Below are 15,688 nucleotides of genomic sequence, written 5' to 3'. Positions count from 1 at the left end.
CTCTACACCCCCACTGAATAGGCTACACCGATATTATGATCGGTATTGTAATACACGTACACTACGCCGTCCATAACGGACACCATCAAGGATTGCATGTTGGTCGTTTCCCAATTCAATGCCGGAAAATATATATCTGTAGGTTTGTCCAACAGTTGACGAAAGTCTGCGCTGATCTTGGCAATGGCAGGCCGAGCTACAGTCGTAACTCCACCGGAAGCATAAGCCGATAACATACCCAGCCACCACATGCTCCCTTTGTACATAAATACACCAGCATTGGGTCTCGAAATGTTTTCTCCTGCACTTAAAGTGGCATCATTACCACCCATTAATGGTCTTGGATCAGCTAACCAGCTACGTCCGTCATGTGAATGCCAGATACATTTACGACCAAAATCCCCACCGCCCATCACCGAGAAACCGATCCATTTGCCGCCATTTCTGAAACACGAGAAGTAACCGGTATGACCATCACCTGGGAACCCGGGAGGTTTGTCCAAAATCAAACCTACTCTTGTCCAGTTGATCATGTCTACAGAGGTTGCAAGTGCCGTTGATTGATTGATCCCCAGTCCGTTTTGTTGATAATACATAAAGAACAATTGTTCTTCATCGTTCCAGATCACAAATGGAGTTTCCGTCGAATTCCCAACCACAGTATCGAGATACACCTGTCCGTGTTTGGTCCATGGTCCTGTCGGGCTGTTGGAGTAGGCTAGTCCAATTCCTCCGATGTGATTATGGTTGGTAGAATACGTAGCATAATAATCTGCTTTTGCATCAGGGATAAGCCCCTTCACCTTGATCGCCCGAAACCAATAGATCGATTGAAGGCCCGCCATTGCAGCGGTATACATAGGATTGTCCATTTTTTTATCAAATTGAGGCGTGTACATCCGTCTGGATTCTGCATCGCAATAATCATAAGGCGCAACGGACCTGTTTGCCTTCATCGCTGCGCCCAGTGCTGCCTGAGCAATATTTTCAGTCATAGACATGGGAACTCAACTCCTTCGTGAGCAGGGTATTACCATTTACCGGTCGCGAATATAGAACATCCGAAGTGTCCTTTAATAGGATTGAAAAATCAACAACATTACCCTCATTCGCAGTCGGCTCCTGAGTAATACAAATGATAGGACAAATTCTAGCATTATATGAATACGCTTTCATTTTGTTCATTCCTTTATTTCCTTTACAGTTGTAATCAGCAACTGTCCCTTTCATTGGTACGCCCGGATAATGTTGATCCTTCATATTAATCCCTCCTATTGTTTTCTCCCGATAAGTATATTCATGAAGTTGCCTTTCTGTTAAAGCATTATGCCCATCTTGCAGCCTATTATTCTAAGTCTGGTTTTCATATAAAACATAAACAGGCTAACCAATACGAATTGGCTAACCTGTTTGAACAAAGAAACTGCAAAACCAATTACTTATTAGTCCGCAAAAAGTGAAGATATGGGATTCGCAACTTTTTTATTGGATTTCTCCTTGCCTTGGTTATCCAATACATAGTACTGATAAAAGTCGTTAGTGAATCCGATAGACTCCTGTATTTTCAGCTTAAAAGCTTCAAATGCCGCATCACTCAGATGATCCTCATTCCAGAAATAATGAAGCAGCAATCGATTCTGGTTATATGGATGTTGGATAACATATGCACCCGCGGCGAGAGGTTGATTCATGGTATTCTTCCAAGCGAAACCCGTCTGTTTCGTCCGATCGATAATGTTGAATTTTAAAGCCTGCACCAATCCGTTTGATTTGGCATTACCAATGACAATAAGGTTGCTGTTGCCGATCTCTTTTTTCATCTTTTGCTTCAGTTCCTTGCGATCCCTTATAATGTCGTATCTCATACCGGTCATATCAAGGAATCCGGTCAACTGATTAACCATATCTTCCTGCTGTTTAGTTGCAAGCTTACTCACCTGATCGCTGAGCACAATGGTTAATTCCTCGCCTTGAAGGGCTTTGTCCATCAATCGATTCATCACTTCATAAGGCAGATTGGGGATCATACCCATGACAGCCTGATATTGCAGTTGTAACATGTCATGTACATAGGCGGCGGTCTCTTCCTGTGATAATTGGTATTCCGGCTTTAAGACAAAGTTAGGCTGATATAGAGCCATCTGCATTTCTGAACGTACTTCCTTACCAAGCACATCTTCAATGGTTTGAAGCAGCCCCTCTATTGTTGCATTTTGATACACGTAGCGTTTGAAATATGTTCTCATCAACTCGTCAAATTTCTCTTCACCTACGGAACGGTAAAGCTGATAGATCGCTTGTCTCCCCTTCTGATAATACACCAAACCTGCCAAATCCCCAGCTTCATCGTTTGTTGACGCAATTGCCATATCTACGGGCGCAGTATCAAACTGTATGGATCTGAACCCATTTATTTTATCTCCCTGTTTCTCGGCAAAATACACCATGGAGAAATCAGCAAAGCCTTCATCCAGGAAGGATTCGGTCTCCGAGTTATTACCGATCAATGCATGGAACCACTGATGCGCTATTTCATGAACAAATGTTGTATCTTCTTCTGGAACAGCACCATTTTGAATCTGTCCCATCTGAATGAGCCTCGTATACTCCACGGCAACGCCTTGTACATACGTCTCGACAATTCGGAACTCTGGATAGGGATACTTGCCATATTTCTCACTATAGAAATCAATGACCTTGAATGCCTGATTAATGTACCGGTCAACGATCTCTTTCTTGGATGGATCATCGTTAAAATAGTAGTATTCCACCGTCAGACCGTTACGGGTAGCGCGTTCCACTTGAAGATTAGGACTTGCAAAGAAAACAAACTCCCTCGTATTCTCTGCTACAGCGGACACAATTTTACGTCCATGTTCTGTACTATTTTGAGTGGTGATCATGCCCGGCATGGCTACCTGATACTCATCAGGAACATTTAATTGAACTTCAAAGTCTGACGAGGTGTAATAATCACTCTCGAATGTTTGACTATACGGTGCCTTATTCCACTGATGTTTAACCTCGTCGTATACAGACATCACCGGGAACCAGTGCGCACCATTGATCATGTCCTTGTAGTAGGAAACTCGCTCTGAGCCAAAGGGTATATTCAACTGAAACTCCAGTTGGAATGATACCGATTCGCCGGGTTGAACGGGCTCTTTCAACTGAATGGTCAACGCTTGGTTTTCCTTATGGAAATCCAGCGATTGGCTATCTGCGGTTACAGCCTGAATATCGATGCCACCCAGAAAGTCCTCCGCTGTCTTCTCCGGATGATCTTCACTAATCTTTTCATTATGCTGTTGGTACATGCTGGCCTGTGTAGACTTGGAGAGGTTTGCATCAGCATATGTATGAAGGACCAGCTGCTGGAGGGTATCCTTGCTTGTGTTGCGATACGTGACCTTCTCGCTCCCCTTGATTGTCATGTCCTTCTCATTCAGCCGAGCCTGGATCTGGTATTGAATCGGCGTCTGCTCTAAAGAGTCTTTAGGTGTGTTATATATCTTCGTAGATACAGGTGCTGGGCCTGCTTCCGCGGCAACAACCCCCATGTTGGCAAGTGGGCTTGCTGCCAGTATTAAAGCCAGTGTACCCGCGATCCCTACTCTGGCTAACTTTGATGTAAATGGGTTTGAATAATTCATAAGTTCTCTCCTCTTTGTCGTGTCTGTTGACGTCAGAACCAAGTATAGGAGACAAACCTTACGTTGAATTTATGTTTTATTTAAGTTTTGTTTAAAAAGAGAGAAAAATGAAGCACTCGGAAACGTCTCATGTTTGTATGTGAAAAAAAAGAAAAGAAGCCTTACATCGTAAGGCTTCTCGTGTATGATCTGTAGTGGGCTCGAACCACTGACCCCTTTGGTTCCGTTAGTCTTTCGCCTCCATTTTCAATAAAGGCGTAGAAGATCATTTCTGTCCATCTGGTGACGTGTGTATGCGTAATAAAAAAGACATTCTTATGAATGCCCTCAATTGAGCAACTTCTTTATCTCGAACCTCAATCCAGCTATCCGAGTCACAAATCTGTCTGTTAAAGGATCTCTACGCAACTTTGTCGTGAATTCATTCCATAGTTGGAATGCGTATGTAGCCACGAGGTTTTCCTTTTTCTTGCTCTTGTCGTTCTTGATCTGATCCATGTATCCCTAAGCGGATGGTTGATATTCACTTAGAACAGCATCCATTCATCATAATTGAGTTCCTTCTGCTGCTTTGCATACTCTTAATTCATTCATGTATTACCGCAGGTCCATTGTCCTCACCTCGTGTCTAATGATCTCGCATTATTGACAAAACCATCATTCTGTGTAACCGTCTTGATGTCATGGCATCTCTTGCATAACGCTTGCCAGTTGTTTAAATCCCAGAACAATATATCATCGCCTTTGTGTGGTGTGGTGTGATCGGCCACAGTGGTCGTTGTGCCTTGTCCCTCTGACTCGCATTCCACACAGATAGGAAGCTTACGCAGATATCCTTCTCTAGCCTTACGCCACTGACCGTTATATCCACACTGGGTTGATGTTCCTCGCCTCTGGTCAATCTCTCTTGCTCTTTACTTCTTATGGGCAGAACAGGAGGCTTCACTTGAAAGCTCGAGGCAGCCAGGATAGTTGCAAGGGCACTTAATTTTAATCGGCACCGCTTGTGCACTTGCAACTCTTATACTCGTACATCCATACCCTCCATCTGAATAACTTAAAAACAAAAAGACGGCTTAAGCCGCCTGTTTACTAATCATTTGAATTATTTCTTTTTGAGCCGTATAACCATTCATAGTGCAAAGGAGCGTCATGATTTAACTCTTGAACATTTATGAATTGAGGTAATAGATCTCTCACTCTTTCATCTTCTGCACAACCGAAATAATAAAACAGCAAATATTGTTCTTCTTTTGAGAATTGAGAAAACAGGATTACGGCATGTTCCGAGTCCTTAGTTTCTTGATTCAAATTTCGAGAATGCTTTTTGATAAGGTTTAACATGCAAACAATATTGTTTAAATAATGAGCTATGCTAAACATTGGGTCACCTACAACTTTGTTCACCCTGGAAACTAATTGTTCTTTGGTTTCGATATTAATTAATGCTGAGGACAGTGCTACATATTTGCCGTGAACAGCAGCTCTTCCACCTCCTGTATGAGAGGACAAAGATTGAACGATAGTGTAGTGAAGCTCGATTAATTTAAAAAATGTATTCTCAAAGCTCTGCTCTATCATTATATTTTTTTGTTCTTCCAACTGATCACCATTTCGAGCCACTTCTTTTCTTTGCATCTCCAGCTCTTTTCTTTGTAGAGAGAGTTCATATCTTTGTATAAAAAGAGTGTATACCAATCCTCCAAATGCAAATGCAGAGAACAAAGCGTTAATTGCCCCAAACGTATCTCCAAAAGTGCCTCTCTCACTCCAATCATCAAAAAACGGATAGATCAACAGAGCAGATAAACCCCATATTATGAAGAAGGCTAAAAGAATTGAACGGAGTTTCCACACCACAAAGCCTTTCGTCTTATCTTTGTCCTGATTTGATTCGTTCGTTTCTAAATTCTCTACAATATACTTATTGTAGAACTTCTGAATCATTTTTTTCATGTGTACAATTCTCCTTTAGTAGGTTTGCTAGGGAAAATTATACATAAGCTCTCAAAGGTTTACTATAGAAGTTATCCGGTTTTCCGAAAATGAACTATACTCTCCGGCCACAAAATTAAGGCATGTATATCCCTTGTCATATTGTTTCTCCTTCTTACAACGTGGAATCTTACATATCTGTATTCCACCTTTAGACCCTCCCTTCATATTTACAATCACTTGGGAGTATCGGCGCAAAAAAAGCCATCGGGTTATGGTCATAACCCTGTCAAGTAGACAATTCAAAAAAGACAAGATTTAAGCTGCGGCCGTTTCCCGGTATTCTACCGGGGAACGGTCGTTTAGTTTTTTTTGAAATCGGTTTTGGTTATAAAACAATATGTATTCGCTTACTTGCTGTTCAACCTTTGCTTTGCTTGCCGCTTTATTTAAATAAATTTTCTCAGTCTTCAAATGAGAAAAGAACGACTCGATACAGGCATTATCTAAACAATTCCCACGCCTGGAGTGACTCCCTAGGATGCCGAGTTGTTTCAGTTTACGGTTAAATGGCTTCGAGGTATATTGAAATCCTTGGTCCGAGTGCAGAATTACGCCACCCAGATCCACATGCTGACAGAGTCTATCCAACGTGTCATGAACCAAAGCGAGGTCATTTCGTTCAGAAAGATGCCACGCTACAATTTCGTTATCGACAAACATCTCTTTTCCCCTTTATTTATAAACAGGGATCAAACTAATTAGTTCAAAGACTCATTTCATCAAGAGATTACATTAATCTAGGAATTTTTGCAAAAAAACAATTCGCTATTGAATGGCATTTTAAAAAATATGAATAAAAATTTAAAGGTCTTTCCAGGACTTGAACTCCGCTATTTCAAACAGGCCACAATAGTATCCGTATTTATATCCCGCCCGGATGGAGCGGCTTTGGGGAATCTAACCCCATCCCCACACTGCACCCTTGATAATCCATGTCTAAGGAAACACCTTCCCACAGCGCAACCTAGTTCGTTGCAACAACGAACAGGCACACCGGGGAAAGAATTATCCTTCCCTATGTGCCTAGTTTAAGCCTGAATCACAGACGTTGTGCCGACTTACTACAGACGCTATTAGCTCCACTCAACATGAGATTAAAATAACTATCAATTACTGAGAGCAACAATAACAAAATCAATCAAAAATATTAAACATACTCTTTCTAGTTTCCTCAGAATGCAAAGGATAAGTGATAGGTTCCCAAAGAGAATAAGTCGCATTATCCGTGTGAACATTTGAATTTAAAGCCTCGATGTCAATCTCAACCATTATAGAGTTGTAATCTAAATCATAGTAGTGGCTATATCCCAAATTTTCTATGTTTGGAAAGTTGTTTTTAAGCAGTTTATTATACTTAGGTTTGAAATAGTTTATCATAGCAGCTTCAATGACGTTAATCATATGACTGTGTAACCTCAAAGGGTTAGAGCCCATTACTTCCCTCATGTGAGCGATATCCTCTTCATCACTTTTCTCATAGTCTTTGCTGACACCATCAAATGAAGTAATTAATTGAGGAGTGAACTCCAATAGAGAAATCACTATCTCACCGCTAGGTTCATTAAAAAGAAAATCCGATTGAATCTCCTGAAGGGTGCTATGTGAGATGAGGCGATCTTTGGCAGTTCGATTTCCGGATGTTCCAAAGGCTCGGCCAATATACAAAATTTCCGAATTTAATTCTAACGTTGTACGTTTTAGGTAAAAATATAATGCCCTTTCTGCGATACCATGCCCATTATTATCAGTGATTTCAATAGTTTTTGAAGCATTATCAAAGTTAATATGTAGGTTTCTATGATCTGATACACCACTAAAATTAAAATCAAATCCTCTTATCTTCTCTTCTTCTTTAATTTTCATGGACATTTCTATATAAATTTTTTCCTTATCAATTCTTAGAGAACTTTTGATAAATGTGAGTTTAGGGATCATATTTATTGTATAGATGTGATACTTTTCATCAAATTCTAATTTCCTTAAATCATTTGGATAAAACGTTATACAATGAGATGTGTAAGCGTTTAGTCCAAACTCTGACATGAATTTTCGTCTAGCAGTATTAATACAACAATTTTTATGCTTCTTTCCACTTCCACATGGACACAAGTCATTACGTCCTACCTTTATGTCTCTTCTCATGTCTTAGCTCCCCTTATAGATAATAGTACGCCAGTTTCCTGGCGCACTTTTCATTATCCTATTAATTTCAAGGTTTCTGCAAGGAATTTTACTCCGCGTACAATCCTTCTGTCAACCGATCTGTCGGTTATATTATAAAACTTACTAACTGTTCCCCATCGGGGTAATCCACGAATGAAGTGGTAATACATATCCCCGAACAATTACACAATTTGAAAATGTAACTTTGCCCTTTCCAGCCGCAAGGCTGTTTACCATACAAAAAACAGAACTTGTGCTCTATGAGAAGGGATCTAGTGGAAAAAGGAAGCGTTGAAAAAAGAGGTGAAATTAAATGGAGGCTTACAGTTGATTTTGGATTAAAAGGGGACGGACTCGCAATCGTCCTCGGAGATCAGTCACAATTGAGGATGCAGCATTATTAAGAATCGAAGTAGAAGCAGGCGCTTATATAGCTCCGGAAAAAACGAAATTCGTTGACTTATTGAAGAATGGCGTAACAAATATGTCAGTAACCCAAAAAACCTTTCTCTAACTACCTAAACTGTATGCGAGAATGTTATTGGATATCGATTAATACCCACATTTAAGAATGATCGTATAGATCAAATTAGCACATTAAAACTCGTGTCTTTTTTCACGATCTAGAAAAACCAAGAACAAGGAAACCTTCTAGTAGCAAGAAACCCCAAACTGAAAAACAAAAAGCCAAGCAGCTTGAACCACCGATGCCAGCACACTAGCACACATCCATCGCGTGCTAAAAATATATTTTTCCGAGCAGTCGAGTGGAAAATAATAAAAGAGAACCCCATGGACGGCGTAAGGAAACCAACCGCAAAAAACGCAAAAGAGAAATTAATTGCGCAAAGGGAAAAACCCAAATAATTGATGAAATGGAGGCGCATGAAGTTGTCGATGCGTTATATAAAGAAACAAGAAAATGGCGGCTTTTAATTTTAGGATCAATGTTAGGAGGATTCAGTCGTGGTGAACTGAACGGATTAGAATGGCCTGAAGTTCTATTCGACAATAACGCGATAAGAATTAAAAACAACATCCCTCTAACTTTGAAGGGTCTGCCCGTTAAAAAGGACCGCAGTCTTTAGCTTCATATAGAGATGTCGAAATGCCAGATTGGTATATGAATGAGCTGAAAATTTATAAAAAAGAGTGGTTAAAAGAAAAGATTTTTTAGAAGACAAGTGGCTTGGTGCTGATCGGCAATATGTATTCCACAATGGAACAGGTACACCCTACTATTACCAACATCCTTCAAAATGGTAGAAGCGATTTTGTGATAGGCATAGTCTACGATACATTTAGTTCCATGGCTTACGACACAGTGCAGGAACCTTGCTACTTGAAGACGAGGATGAGGCTAATTATCATTCGATTCTTCGTCCCCAGTTTGTCCCCAAATCCAATATTACGGCCCTTTATCAGAGCATAGAAAATAAAAAAAGCCCCTGCTGAACAAGGACTCTTACGTATGATCTGTAGTGGGCTCGAACCACTGACCCCTACCCTGTCAAGATAGTGCTCTCCCAGCTGAGCTAACAGATCATGATATATAATTGTTTCCCAATCAAGTAACAGTATCATATCAAGTAACCGTGTTCATTGTCAATGATTTATTTGGTTATAATTCACCCGAAATGGTGCACAATAAAGGAAAGATTACCATTTCTACAACGAGGTGAATTCCCTATGAGAAACTTAACAAAACGGTCAAAATCCAATAAATATACATTTACCAAATGCTTCTTTCTCTTCGCTGGGCTTACGATTCTCATTATAACCGCTACTGGTTGCGGGTTGGAGCGGGATGAACATACGGTTCAATTCCAACAGTTAAAACAACCCAATGAAAATGTTGAATCTCTGCCCGTTTGGCTGGACGTATACTCCAAATCTGTAATTCAAGATGTATATTCTCCACGAGGAAGCAGTGAAGTCTTGCCGTGAAGGTTAACAGGTGAATCACTCCTCTTCATCCCACTTGCGTGAGTATGCTTTCTTCGTAACGAAATACAACAGAGTAATCATTCCCGCCGACATTAACAATGTAATTACCAGGATGCCTGTCATGCCCATCACTACCCCCTCCTCTCCCAATATGTTCCAGACTTCACTATACAGGAAAAACATTTTTTTGTATAATTCAGTCTGATATGTCGCGCAAGAGCAGAAAGAAGGAATGGAATTGGCAGCTGAGATTAGTTATGTATCGACAGAAGAACAACTGGAGCAAGCCTTGGGAATTCGCCATCACGTTTTTGTGATCGAGCAACAGGTGCCTGCCGAGATTGAGATTGATCAATATGATGTCATCAGTCCAGATGTGCATCATGTATTGTTAAGTACGGATGGCCAAGCTGTAGCCACAGGACGTCTGATCTATTACAGCAAGGATACGGCCAAAATGCAGCGGATCGCAGTGCTTGAATCTCATCGTTCATTTGGTTATGGACGTGTGCTTCTGCTCGCGATGGAGGAGCTGGCACGTGAACTCGGCTTATCCTATTCTGTACTGGATGCTCAATGTCAGGCACAGAAATTCTATGAAAAACTGGGTTATGAAGTGATTTCAGAAGAACCTTTTTATGATGCAGATATTCTGCATGTTCGGATGAGAAAGAGCTTGTAAACCCTCGGCATTGGCAGGTCTTTATCAGCATATGATGCATACTTCCGAGGAAATCGGATAGGCTAATCAGGTATACAGATTCCTATCTCGTCATATAAGGAGAGTGTGACATCATGGATCAAACAACACGCGAGAGTTTCACAGCCGTACAGAAAAATGGTGACGGTGACCTGACAGCTTTTCAGACTTCAGCAGGACGTGTACTGGATTATCAGCAGGCACTTGCAGAAGTAAAGGCTGGCGCTATTGCCGGTGTGAATGTATTTAAAGGCAAGGATGGCGAAATGTACATTCGCGGCGATGCCGACGGTGACCCCACCAACAACCTGGACCAACTTCCCCATTTCTAAAATAGATGCACACGTCGTATGTGTGACACAGTAAGCGCCGATCCGGATATCCGGGTTGGCGTTTTCTTATTAGAATTAGTAGTCCGTAAAATATTTTATGGAGTCCCCGGAAGGTTGGCTTTTGCGAATCGGCTGTTGTACCTGTTCCCATGCCTGCAAAATCTGTATCCCTTCGAGAGTAGACCGATTCTCCCACGCGATGTGCCCTGTGCGTTCAAGCTCCAGCAATGACTCATGAATGTAAGCTCTGCTTCGTCCCGTCTTGGTCTCCAGTTCATCCATACGCGGCAGCCTGCGCCGTTGTCCTGCATAGTTCACCATAATACGTAAAATCTTGCGTTCAAAGTCGTTCAGCATACTTTACCTCCCCATTCAGGTCCTTAACAGGACGCCATGCCAGAATACCTTGCTCCAGAAAGGTTCGGGGTGAGCCTTCTTTTCCCGCTGATGCTCTAATCATCCCGCCACGTACACTGTTAATTCGAATCTGTCGCTGCGTTATCTGCCCTGCACGATCCATGTAGACAAGCTCCACCATCTGGCCAATATATTTCCCTAGCATAATCATCCCTCCGATAAGAACGTTTGTTTGTATTTCATATTATATGCGAACATAAGTTCTTTATTCAATAGTAAAAAAAGGATTTTGTAAAATAAAAAAACCAGACTTTCACCTTAACGATCAAGGGAGTCTGGTTCCTCTAATAATGCTGCTCATATAACTACGTGACTTGTAATGACCAAGTTCAGTGACGGATCAGTGTCGGTCCGATTCCGAAAATTGTACTTTCTTTAACTGCTGTGTAGATGGATTAAAATCAACATTTACATAAACTGCGAATTGTTTGCCGTCTTTCGCACGAACCCATAGCTTGAACTGTTCCCGTGATTGATCCGCTGTTAGAGAGGTGCGACCGATATGCTTATAGTCCAAAATATCCACATTATACTTGGTCTGTGTTTCTTTGACCGCAATAATTCCCCACTTCGCATAATCAGGGATGGCGGCGCCTGTGCCTGATGTAATTCCGGCTAAACTCAGGACTACCGACATGACGGTAACGATGAGCATTCTCATTTCACTCACTCCTTGGGACAATATGTTTCTGTTATATTGCCCGTCCGGGTTTCATTTTACACGAATAAACGAAAGATCCAGGCCAGTGGCCATAGGGAAAAAGGAACCACATGAACAAGCCGGTCAAACGAATCAGTAGGCTCCGTCCGGAAACTCATTCCCCAGTCACCCGAGAAAACGTGTTGTTGTGTCTTCGGCTCCTCAGGACGATCCAACCCGTATTTCTTTTCAAGTAACTCCCGCGTTTCTTCATCCACCTGAACCTCGTTCGTAACGACATATGCTGTGGCAGGCTTGCTGCTTATGTACATCAGAATCATTAGAAACATCACAATCCCAACTATTTGTATCCAATGCTTGTTCATCTCTTACTCCTTTATGGATTCATGACTCACTTCTCTTGTAACGTGAAGACTCGTTCGAATGTTTGATTATACATAAAATTCACCGTATTGGAAATAACAAAAGGGAGAAGAGATGAGGCATGCGTTATGCGATGCTTAAGTCCCATTTGGTTGATTTTTTGTTTAAAAAACCCAATAGACGTGTAATAGGGCATGACAGAGTGACTTCACGATCTGAAATTCTACACGATCTGCAATACCAATCTGAGGAGGTTACACCCGAATGTTCAAACGCTTGGATGAAATCCTGATTGAGATTCCCAATGTCGAGAAGCCAGATCCGAATGCTGCGGCAGCTATACAAGAATTACTCGGCGGCAAATTCGGAGAAATGTCAACGTTGAACAACTACCTCTATCAATCGTTTAATTTTCGTTCCAAAGAAAAGCTGAAGCCCTTCTACGACCTCGTCATGAGTATTACCGCCGAAGAATTGGGTCATGTTGAGCTCGTGTCTCATGGCATTAACAAGTGCCTCAGAGGTTCAACCGAGTACAAAGAACCTGACGATACGCCGCTAGGTTCCGTGAAGGATGCTCGTCTGTCATATCACTATCTGGCAGGTGCACAAGGCGCAATGCCTTTTGACTCTATGGGTAATCCATGGACGGGAGCAAACGTCTTCAACAGTGGTAACCTGGTCGAGGATCTGTTGCATAACTTCTTCCTAGAATGTGGCGCTCGTACCCATAAAATGAAAGTATATGAAATGACGGATCATCCGGCCGCCCGGGAAGTGGTTGGTTACCTGCTTGTTCGCGGTGGTGTGCATGTGGTTGCTTATGCAAAGGCGCTTGAGATTGCAACTGGCGTAAATGTGACCAAGCTGGTTCCTATTCCTTCACTGAACAACAAAGCCTTCAACGAGGCTCGTAAATATGAAGAAAAAGGGGTACACACCAAGCTGTATACCTATAGTGATAAAGATTTCAACACGATTGGACAGATCTGGAAAGGAACTCACCCCGAAGATGGACAACCTCTTGAAGTCATCCAAGGGATTCCTGAAGGATTCCCGATTCCAGAAGATCCTGCGGTCGAGGAAGAATTTGCACCAGGTATATCGCAAGAAGACTTTAAGGAAATTGCGCGTCGCCTAAAAATGGCGGGGAATATTGCGGATTAAGGAACAATTTTGTTTAACAGATTCTTTCCATATATATATTGTTAACTCTATGTTTAAGTAAAGCCCTCGAACCCTGCTGCTGAATGCAGAGAGGATTTGAGGGCTTTGTTATAATCAATTTTTGATACCATTTTATGATGCAAAATAAGTATGTTGTATGCCGTCATTTTCTGAGAATTTAGCCGTAAAAGTAAACCGGATCTCTGCTCACATCGTTAAACTTAGTTAAACTCCAACACCGATTCCTCCCGCTGACTCATGACTTCAATCAGCATGTTGGCACCCAGACGAAAACCTTGTGCAAACGCTGCTTCCGTATGCATGCCCTCACATCTGCCACACAAGTCAAATAACTGTTCAAGCTCATGGAATTCTTCATCGCTCAATCGATTCTTCCATTGCTCTGTCAGAGATGCAATCTGCCGCCCTAACGCTTGGTATTCAGGATGTGTCGGCATCATCATCTCATCCGGTCGAAGTCGTCCATTATATAATGCTTCTAATATCGAATTCATGTGCATCCTCCTGTATATCAATTCGCACCTCACTTGAATGAACGTTCTACACATGATAGGATATTTATGCAGTCGCTCATTCAACAAGTGATTGTGGGTTAGGAAGCAGCGTGTTCTTCGTGGGACTTACGCTGCTTCCTTTTTTCATTTTTGGAGTTCGTCGTAAATCTTCTCAATCCCTTTGCGAACGATGTCTGATCGATTCGTATTCAGCTTCTCAGCCGAAATATCGAGCTTGTTCATAATTTCCTGATCAACACGGATTTTGATCGTTTCACTTTTGGGATTGTCAGACAGCGGACGTCCCATCTTCTTGGCGGACATTGCTTCACCTCACTTTTTGTGCCAACAATAATAGTATAGTTGTTGTTGGCACAAAAAGTCAATTCACTTGTAAAACATACGTTCGTTTTTGTCACAACAGATTCATAGATAAATTTATAGTCAGTAATCCGTTTTAATGATAAAAAAACAACCTTGAACGTTTAGGCGCTCAAGGTTGTTAGAGTACTATTATTGAGTAACCATTAAGATTCAGGAGACACGCAAACAAGTACGAAGGAGAATTTGGTGCTTTAGCATTTTCATCACTACGTATTCAATATATTTATCTCGAAAACCGTTTTCACTTTTCCATTGGCTTTCCATATCTCACCAAGACATGCCAGAGTAATTTTAACTCTTGTAGAACTTCTTTGTAGGTTCCTCTATCACTCCAATGGCTTGGATTTTGTTTCAATTCCATAGCTGCAGAACCAATGATATTTGCATCAATCAAATCACTTTTTGCAATTCTTTTGGCCAGTGAAGGCATCGAAGGACCTCGAAAATCCATTGGAACGTCATCAACTAATAGTGTAAAGCCCATGTGCCAGTGGAGATCAATTGAATACTTTAAACATATTTGCTCTAAGATTCTTCCTGTATGGGTACCTTTAAATGATGGGTCGGCAACAAGCATCTTGACATCTTTTTCAAGGGAAATATCACCATGAACCTGAGCTTCGATATAATGGTCCAGATTTCGGTTTGGCTCTTGGTTTGATGGATTTTGGAACGGTTTCTCAAGATTAACGAGCATATGGTCGATCAACTTTTGAACTGTTAGATTTCTTTCACCAATGGCAAAATTACTATAAAATACATCCCTCAAGAGAGCAGCCAAAATGAGATCAAATTCCTCGTACGTTCCCTTTTCCTCAGGTTCTTGGTGAGAATCCAAATATGTATACGTGCAACGATGAGAGACCTCAGCGGATAAAAGGAAATAACATGATCCAAAACGCGGAGCAGGTCCATCGGGATGTAACATGACATTGAGTGCCCCATACTTGGGTCGTTCGCTATTGGTTGAGCCATTTATTTGGTACGCTCCGCCAAACATTTTATTTTCCCAAACGTCACGTTCACCACCTGAAAATGCGGATACACTTCCATTCGATAAGAAAGTCTCAAATTGACTTTTATAAACTCCCTGCTCAAATAGTGCTTCAGCCACGCTTTTCATATTCGGATCTAATCGGTCTGGGTGAAAGTGTAGCGCGATACTTGCATGAGATTTTAGTTTAGTGATAGCATCTTCAAATGTCTTCAGCTCGATGTTGGACACACGAAGGATTTCCTTAATGGTTTGCTCCGCCTCATTTTTGCGGCTTCTTGCATATTTGGTTACATGCTCTTGAGCTAATTGCTGAGACCTTGATAGTTCCATGGGCAGAGGAGTCCTTTCCCTTTTTATAAAATCATAATGGCGTTTTGCTTGTTTATCATAT

General features: G+C 41.5%; 18 protein-coding genes, 1 tRNA gene and 1 pseudogene. 5 read left to right on the top strand and 15 right to left on the bottom strand.

From position 1 onward, the window contains the following. Positions 1 to 2: 2 nt before the first annotated feature. From MKX68_RS21070 to MKX68_RS21040, 7 genes and pseudogenes are all read right to left on the bottom strand, one after another. Positions 3 to 1,001: a hypothetical protein gene (locus MKX68_RS21070; protein WP_338587900.1), complete on the bottom strand. Its 999-nt coding sequence runs from the start codon at positions 999 to 1,001 to the stop codon at positions 3 to 5. Next, positions 988 to 1,260, bottom strand: coding sequence for a hypothetical protein (locus MKX68_RS21065; RefSeq protein ID WP_338587901.1), 273 nt, complete (start codon positions 1,258 to 1,260; stop codon positions 988 to 990). Before MKX68_RS21065 ends, MKX68_RS21070 begins: the two co-directional genes overlap by 14 nt. Positions 1,261 to 1,442: 182 nt before the next feature. Then, positions 1,443 to 3,653, bottom strand: a complete 2,211-nt coding sequence (locus MKX68_RS21060; RefSeq protein ID WP_340914000.1) for a M1 family metallopeptidase — start codon at positions 3,651 to 3,653, stop codon at positions 1,443 to 1,445. A 617-nt stretch (positions 3,654 to 4,270) separates the two neighbouring features. Then, a complete protein-coding gene (locus MKX68_RS21055; RefSeq protein WP_340913999.1) occupies positions 4,271 to 4,462 on the bottom strand; it encodes an HNH endonuclease in 192 nt (63 codons plus the stop codon). A 283-nt stretch (positions 4,463 to 4,745) separates the two neighbouring features. Beyond that, positions 4,746 to 5,609 carry a hypothetical protein gene (locus tag MKX68_RS21050; protein ID WP_340913998.1) on the bottom strand — a complete coding sequence of 288 codons (864 nt, stop codon included), beginning with the start codon at positions 5,607 to 5,609 and terminating at the stop codon, positions 4,746 to 4,748. 297 nt (positions 5,610 to 5,906) lie between these two features. After that, positions 5,907 to 6,302, bottom strand: a pseudogene (locus MKX68_RS21045) (transposase); the annotation flags it as partial. A gap of 483 nt (positions 6,303 to 6,785) precedes the next feature. Beyond that, positions 6,786 to 7,793, bottom strand: coding sequence for a YecA family protein (locus MKX68_RS21040; protein ID WP_340913996.1), 1,008 nt, complete (start codon positions 7,791 to 7,793; stop codon positions 6,786 to 6,788). A gap of 788 nt (positions 7,794 to 8,581) precedes the next feature. On the opposite strand from MKX68_RS21040, the gene MKX68_RS21035 reads away from it, so the two are divergent. Continuing rightward, positions 8,582 to 8,902 (top strand): hypothetical protein, encoded by a 321-nt coding sequence (locus tag MKX68_RS21035; RefSeq protein WP_340913995.1) that lies wholly within the window; start codon positions 8,582 to 8,584, stop codon positions 8,900 to 8,902. A 384-nt stretch (positions 8,903 to 9,286) separates the two neighbouring features. On the opposite strand, the gene MKX68_RS21030 is transcribed toward MKX68_RS21035, so the two are convergent. Further along, positions 9,287 to 9,359 (bottom strand) — tRNA-Val (locus MKX68_RS21030). Positions 9,360 to 9,503: 144 nt separating this feature from the next. Between MKX68_RS21030 and MKX68_RS21025 the strand changes: the two genes are divergently transcribed. The 3 genes from MKX68_RS21025 to MKX68_RS21015 all read left to right on the top strand — a co-directional run bounded on the left by MKX68_RS21025 (position 9,504) and on the right by MKX68_RS21015 (position 10,793). Next, positions 9,504 to 9,761 (top strand): hypothetical protein, encoded by a 258-nt coding sequence (locus MKX68_RS21025; RefSeq protein WP_253439181.1) that lies wholly within the window; start codon positions 9,504 to 9,506, stop codon positions 9,759 to 9,761. 238 nt (positions 9,762 to 9,999) lie between these two features. Continuing rightward, on the top strand, positions 10,000 to 10,443 hold the full coding sequence (locus MKX68_RS21020; protein ID WP_036614958.1) for a GNAT family N-acetyltransferase: 444 nt from the start codon (positions 10,000 to 10,002) through the stop codon (positions 10,441 to 10,443). 113 nt (positions 10,444 to 10,556) lie between these two features. Continuing rightward, on the top strand, positions 10,557 to 10,793 hold the full coding sequence (locus MKX68_RS21015) for a DUF3892 domain-containing protein (protein ID WP_017687389.1): 237 nt from the start codon (positions 10,557 to 10,559) through the stop codon (positions 10,791 to 10,793). Positions 10,794 to 10,868: 75 nt separating this feature from the next. On the opposite strand, the gene MKX68_RS21010 is transcribed toward MKX68_RS21015, so the two are convergent. The 4 genes from MKX68_RS21010 to MKX68_RS20995 all read right to left on the bottom strand — a co-directional run bounded on the left by MKX68_RS21010 (position 10,869) and on the right by MKX68_RS20995 (position 12,236). Continuing rightward, entirely contained in the window at positions 10,869 to 11,150 is a 282-nt protein-coding gene (locus MKX68_RS21010) for a hypothetical protein (protein ID WP_340913994.1), read from the bottom strand. Beyond that, on the bottom strand, positions 11,134 to 11,355 hold the full coding sequence (locus MKX68_RS21005) for a hypothetical protein (protein WP_076328059.1): 222 nt from the start codon (positions 11,353 to 11,355) through the stop codon (positions 11,134 to 11,136). The genes MKX68_RS21010 and MKX68_RS21005 overlap by 17 nt, the downstream gene beginning before the upstream one ends. A gap of 195 nt (positions 11,356 to 11,550) precedes the next feature. Then, positions 11,551 to 11,871 carry a DUF3889 domain-containing protein gene (locus MKX68_RS21000; protein WP_036614744.1) on the bottom strand — a complete coding sequence of 107 codons (321 nt, stop codon included), beginning with the start codon at positions 11,869 to 11,871 and terminating at the stop codon, positions 11,551 to 11,553. A gap of 56 nt (positions 11,872 to 11,927) precedes the next feature. Continuing rightward, complete coding sequence (locus MKX68_RS20995) at positions 11,928 to 12,236, bottom strand: hypothetical protein (protein WP_340913993.1); 309 nt, start codon at positions 12,234 to 12,236, stop codon at positions 11,928 to 11,930. Positions 12,237 to 12,498: 262 nt separating this feature from the next. Between MKX68_RS20995 and MKX68_RS20990 the strand changes: the two genes are divergently transcribed. After that, positions 12,499 to 13,401, top strand: a complete 903-nt coding sequence (locus MKX68_RS20990) for a manganese catalase family protein (RefSeq protein ID WP_340913992.1) — start codon at positions 12,499 to 12,501, stop codon at positions 13,399 to 13,401. A 221-nt stretch (positions 13,402 to 13,622) separates the two neighbouring features. On the opposite strand, the gene MKX68_RS20985 is transcribed toward MKX68_RS20990, so the two are convergent. From MKX68_RS20985 to MKX68_RS20975, 3 genes are all read right to left on the bottom strand, one after another. After that, positions 13,623 to 13,916 (bottom strand): DUF6809 family protein, encoded by a 294-nt coding sequence (locus MKX68_RS20985; RefSeq protein ID WP_340913991.1) that lies wholly within the window; start codon positions 13,914 to 13,916, stop codon positions 13,623 to 13,625. A 144-nt stretch (positions 13,917 to 14,060) separates the two neighbouring features. Then, positions 14,061 to 14,240, bottom strand: coding sequence for a ribbon-helix-helix protein, CopG family (locus tag MKX68_RS20980; RefSeq protein WP_076328061.1), 180 nt, complete (start codon positions 14,238 to 14,240; stop codon positions 14,061 to 14,063). A 301-nt stretch (positions 14,241 to 14,541) separates the two neighbouring features. Continuing rightward, positions 14,542 to 15,627 (bottom strand): DUF3626 domain-containing protein, encoded by a 1,086-nt coding sequence (locus MKX68_RS20975; RefSeq protein WP_340913990.1) that lies wholly within the window; start codon positions 15,625 to 15,627, stop codon positions 14,542 to 14,544. Positions 15,628 to 15,688 lie beyond the last annotated feature (61 nt).

The organism is Paenibacillus sp. FSL M8-0212, from assembly GCF_038004645.1.
Taxonomy (GTDB): Bacteria; Bacillota; Bacilli; order Paenibacillales; family Paenibacillaceae; genus Paenibacillus.
This window is presented reverse-complemented; position numbering and strand designations above follow the sequence as displayed.

Excerpts from the sequence above, each read along its gene's own strand:
- MKX68_RS21070 (WP_338587900.1), bottom strand. The coding sequence starts at position 1,001 with ATGTCTATGACTGAAAATATTGCTCAGGCAGCACTGGGCGCAGCGATG.
- MKX68_RS21065 (WP_338587901.1), bottom strand. The coding sequence starts at position 1,260 with ATGAAGGATCAACATTATCCGGGCGTACCAATGAAAGGGACAGTTGCT.
- MKX68_RS21060 (WP_340914000.1), bottom strand. The coding sequence starts at position 3,653 with ATGAATTATTCAAACCCATTTACATCAAAGTTAGCCAGAGTAGGGATC.
- MKX68_RS21050 (WP_340913998.1), bottom strand. The coding sequence starts at position 5,609 with ATGAAAAAAATGATTCAGAAGTTCTACAATAAGTATATTGTAGAGAAT.
- MKX68_RS21040 (WP_340913996.1), bottom strand. The coding sequence starts at position 7,793 with ATGAGAAGAGACATAAAGGTAGGACGTAATGACTTGTGTCCATGTGGA.
- MKX68_RS21025 (WP_253439181.1), top strand. The coding sequence starts at position 9,504 with ATGAGAAACTTAACAAAACGGTCAAAATCCAATAAATATACATTTACC.
- MKX68_RS21015 (WP_017687389.1), top strand. The coding sequence starts at position 10,557 with ATGGATCAAACAACACGCGAGAGTTTCACAGCCGTACAGAAAAATGGT.
- MKX68_RS21010 (WP_340913994.1), bottom strand. The coding sequence starts at position 11,150 with ATGCTGAACGACTTTGAACGCAAGATTTTACGTATTATGGTGAACTAT.
- MKX68_RS21005 (WP_076328059.1), bottom strand. The coding sequence starts at position 11,355 with ATGCTAGGGAAATATATTGGCCAGATGGTGGAGCTTGTCTACATGGAT.
- MKX68_RS21000 (WP_036614744.1), bottom strand. The coding sequence starts at position 11,871 with ATGAGAATGCTCATCGTTACCGTCATGTCGGTAGTCCTGAGTTTAGCC.
- MKX68_RS20995 (WP_340913993.1), bottom strand. The coding sequence starts at position 12,236 with ATGAACAAGCATTGGATACAAATAGTTGGGATTGTGATGTTTCTAATG.
- MKX68_RS20990 (WP_340913992.1), top strand. The coding sequence starts at position 12,499 with ATGTTCAAACGCTTGGATGAAATCCTGATTGAGATTCCCAATGTCGAG.
- MKX68_RS20985 (WP_340913991.1), bottom strand. The coding sequence starts at position 13,916 with ATGAATTCGATATTAGAAGCATTATATAATGGACGACTTCGACCGGAT.
- MKX68_RS20980 (WP_076328061.1), bottom strand. The coding sequence starts at position 14,240 with ATGTCCGCCAAGAAGATGGGACGTCCGCTGTCTGACAATCCCAAAAGT.
- MKX68_RS20975 (WP_340913990.1), bottom strand. The coding sequence starts at position 15,627 with ATGGAACTATCAAGGTCTCAGCAATTAGCTCAAGAGCATGTAACCAAA.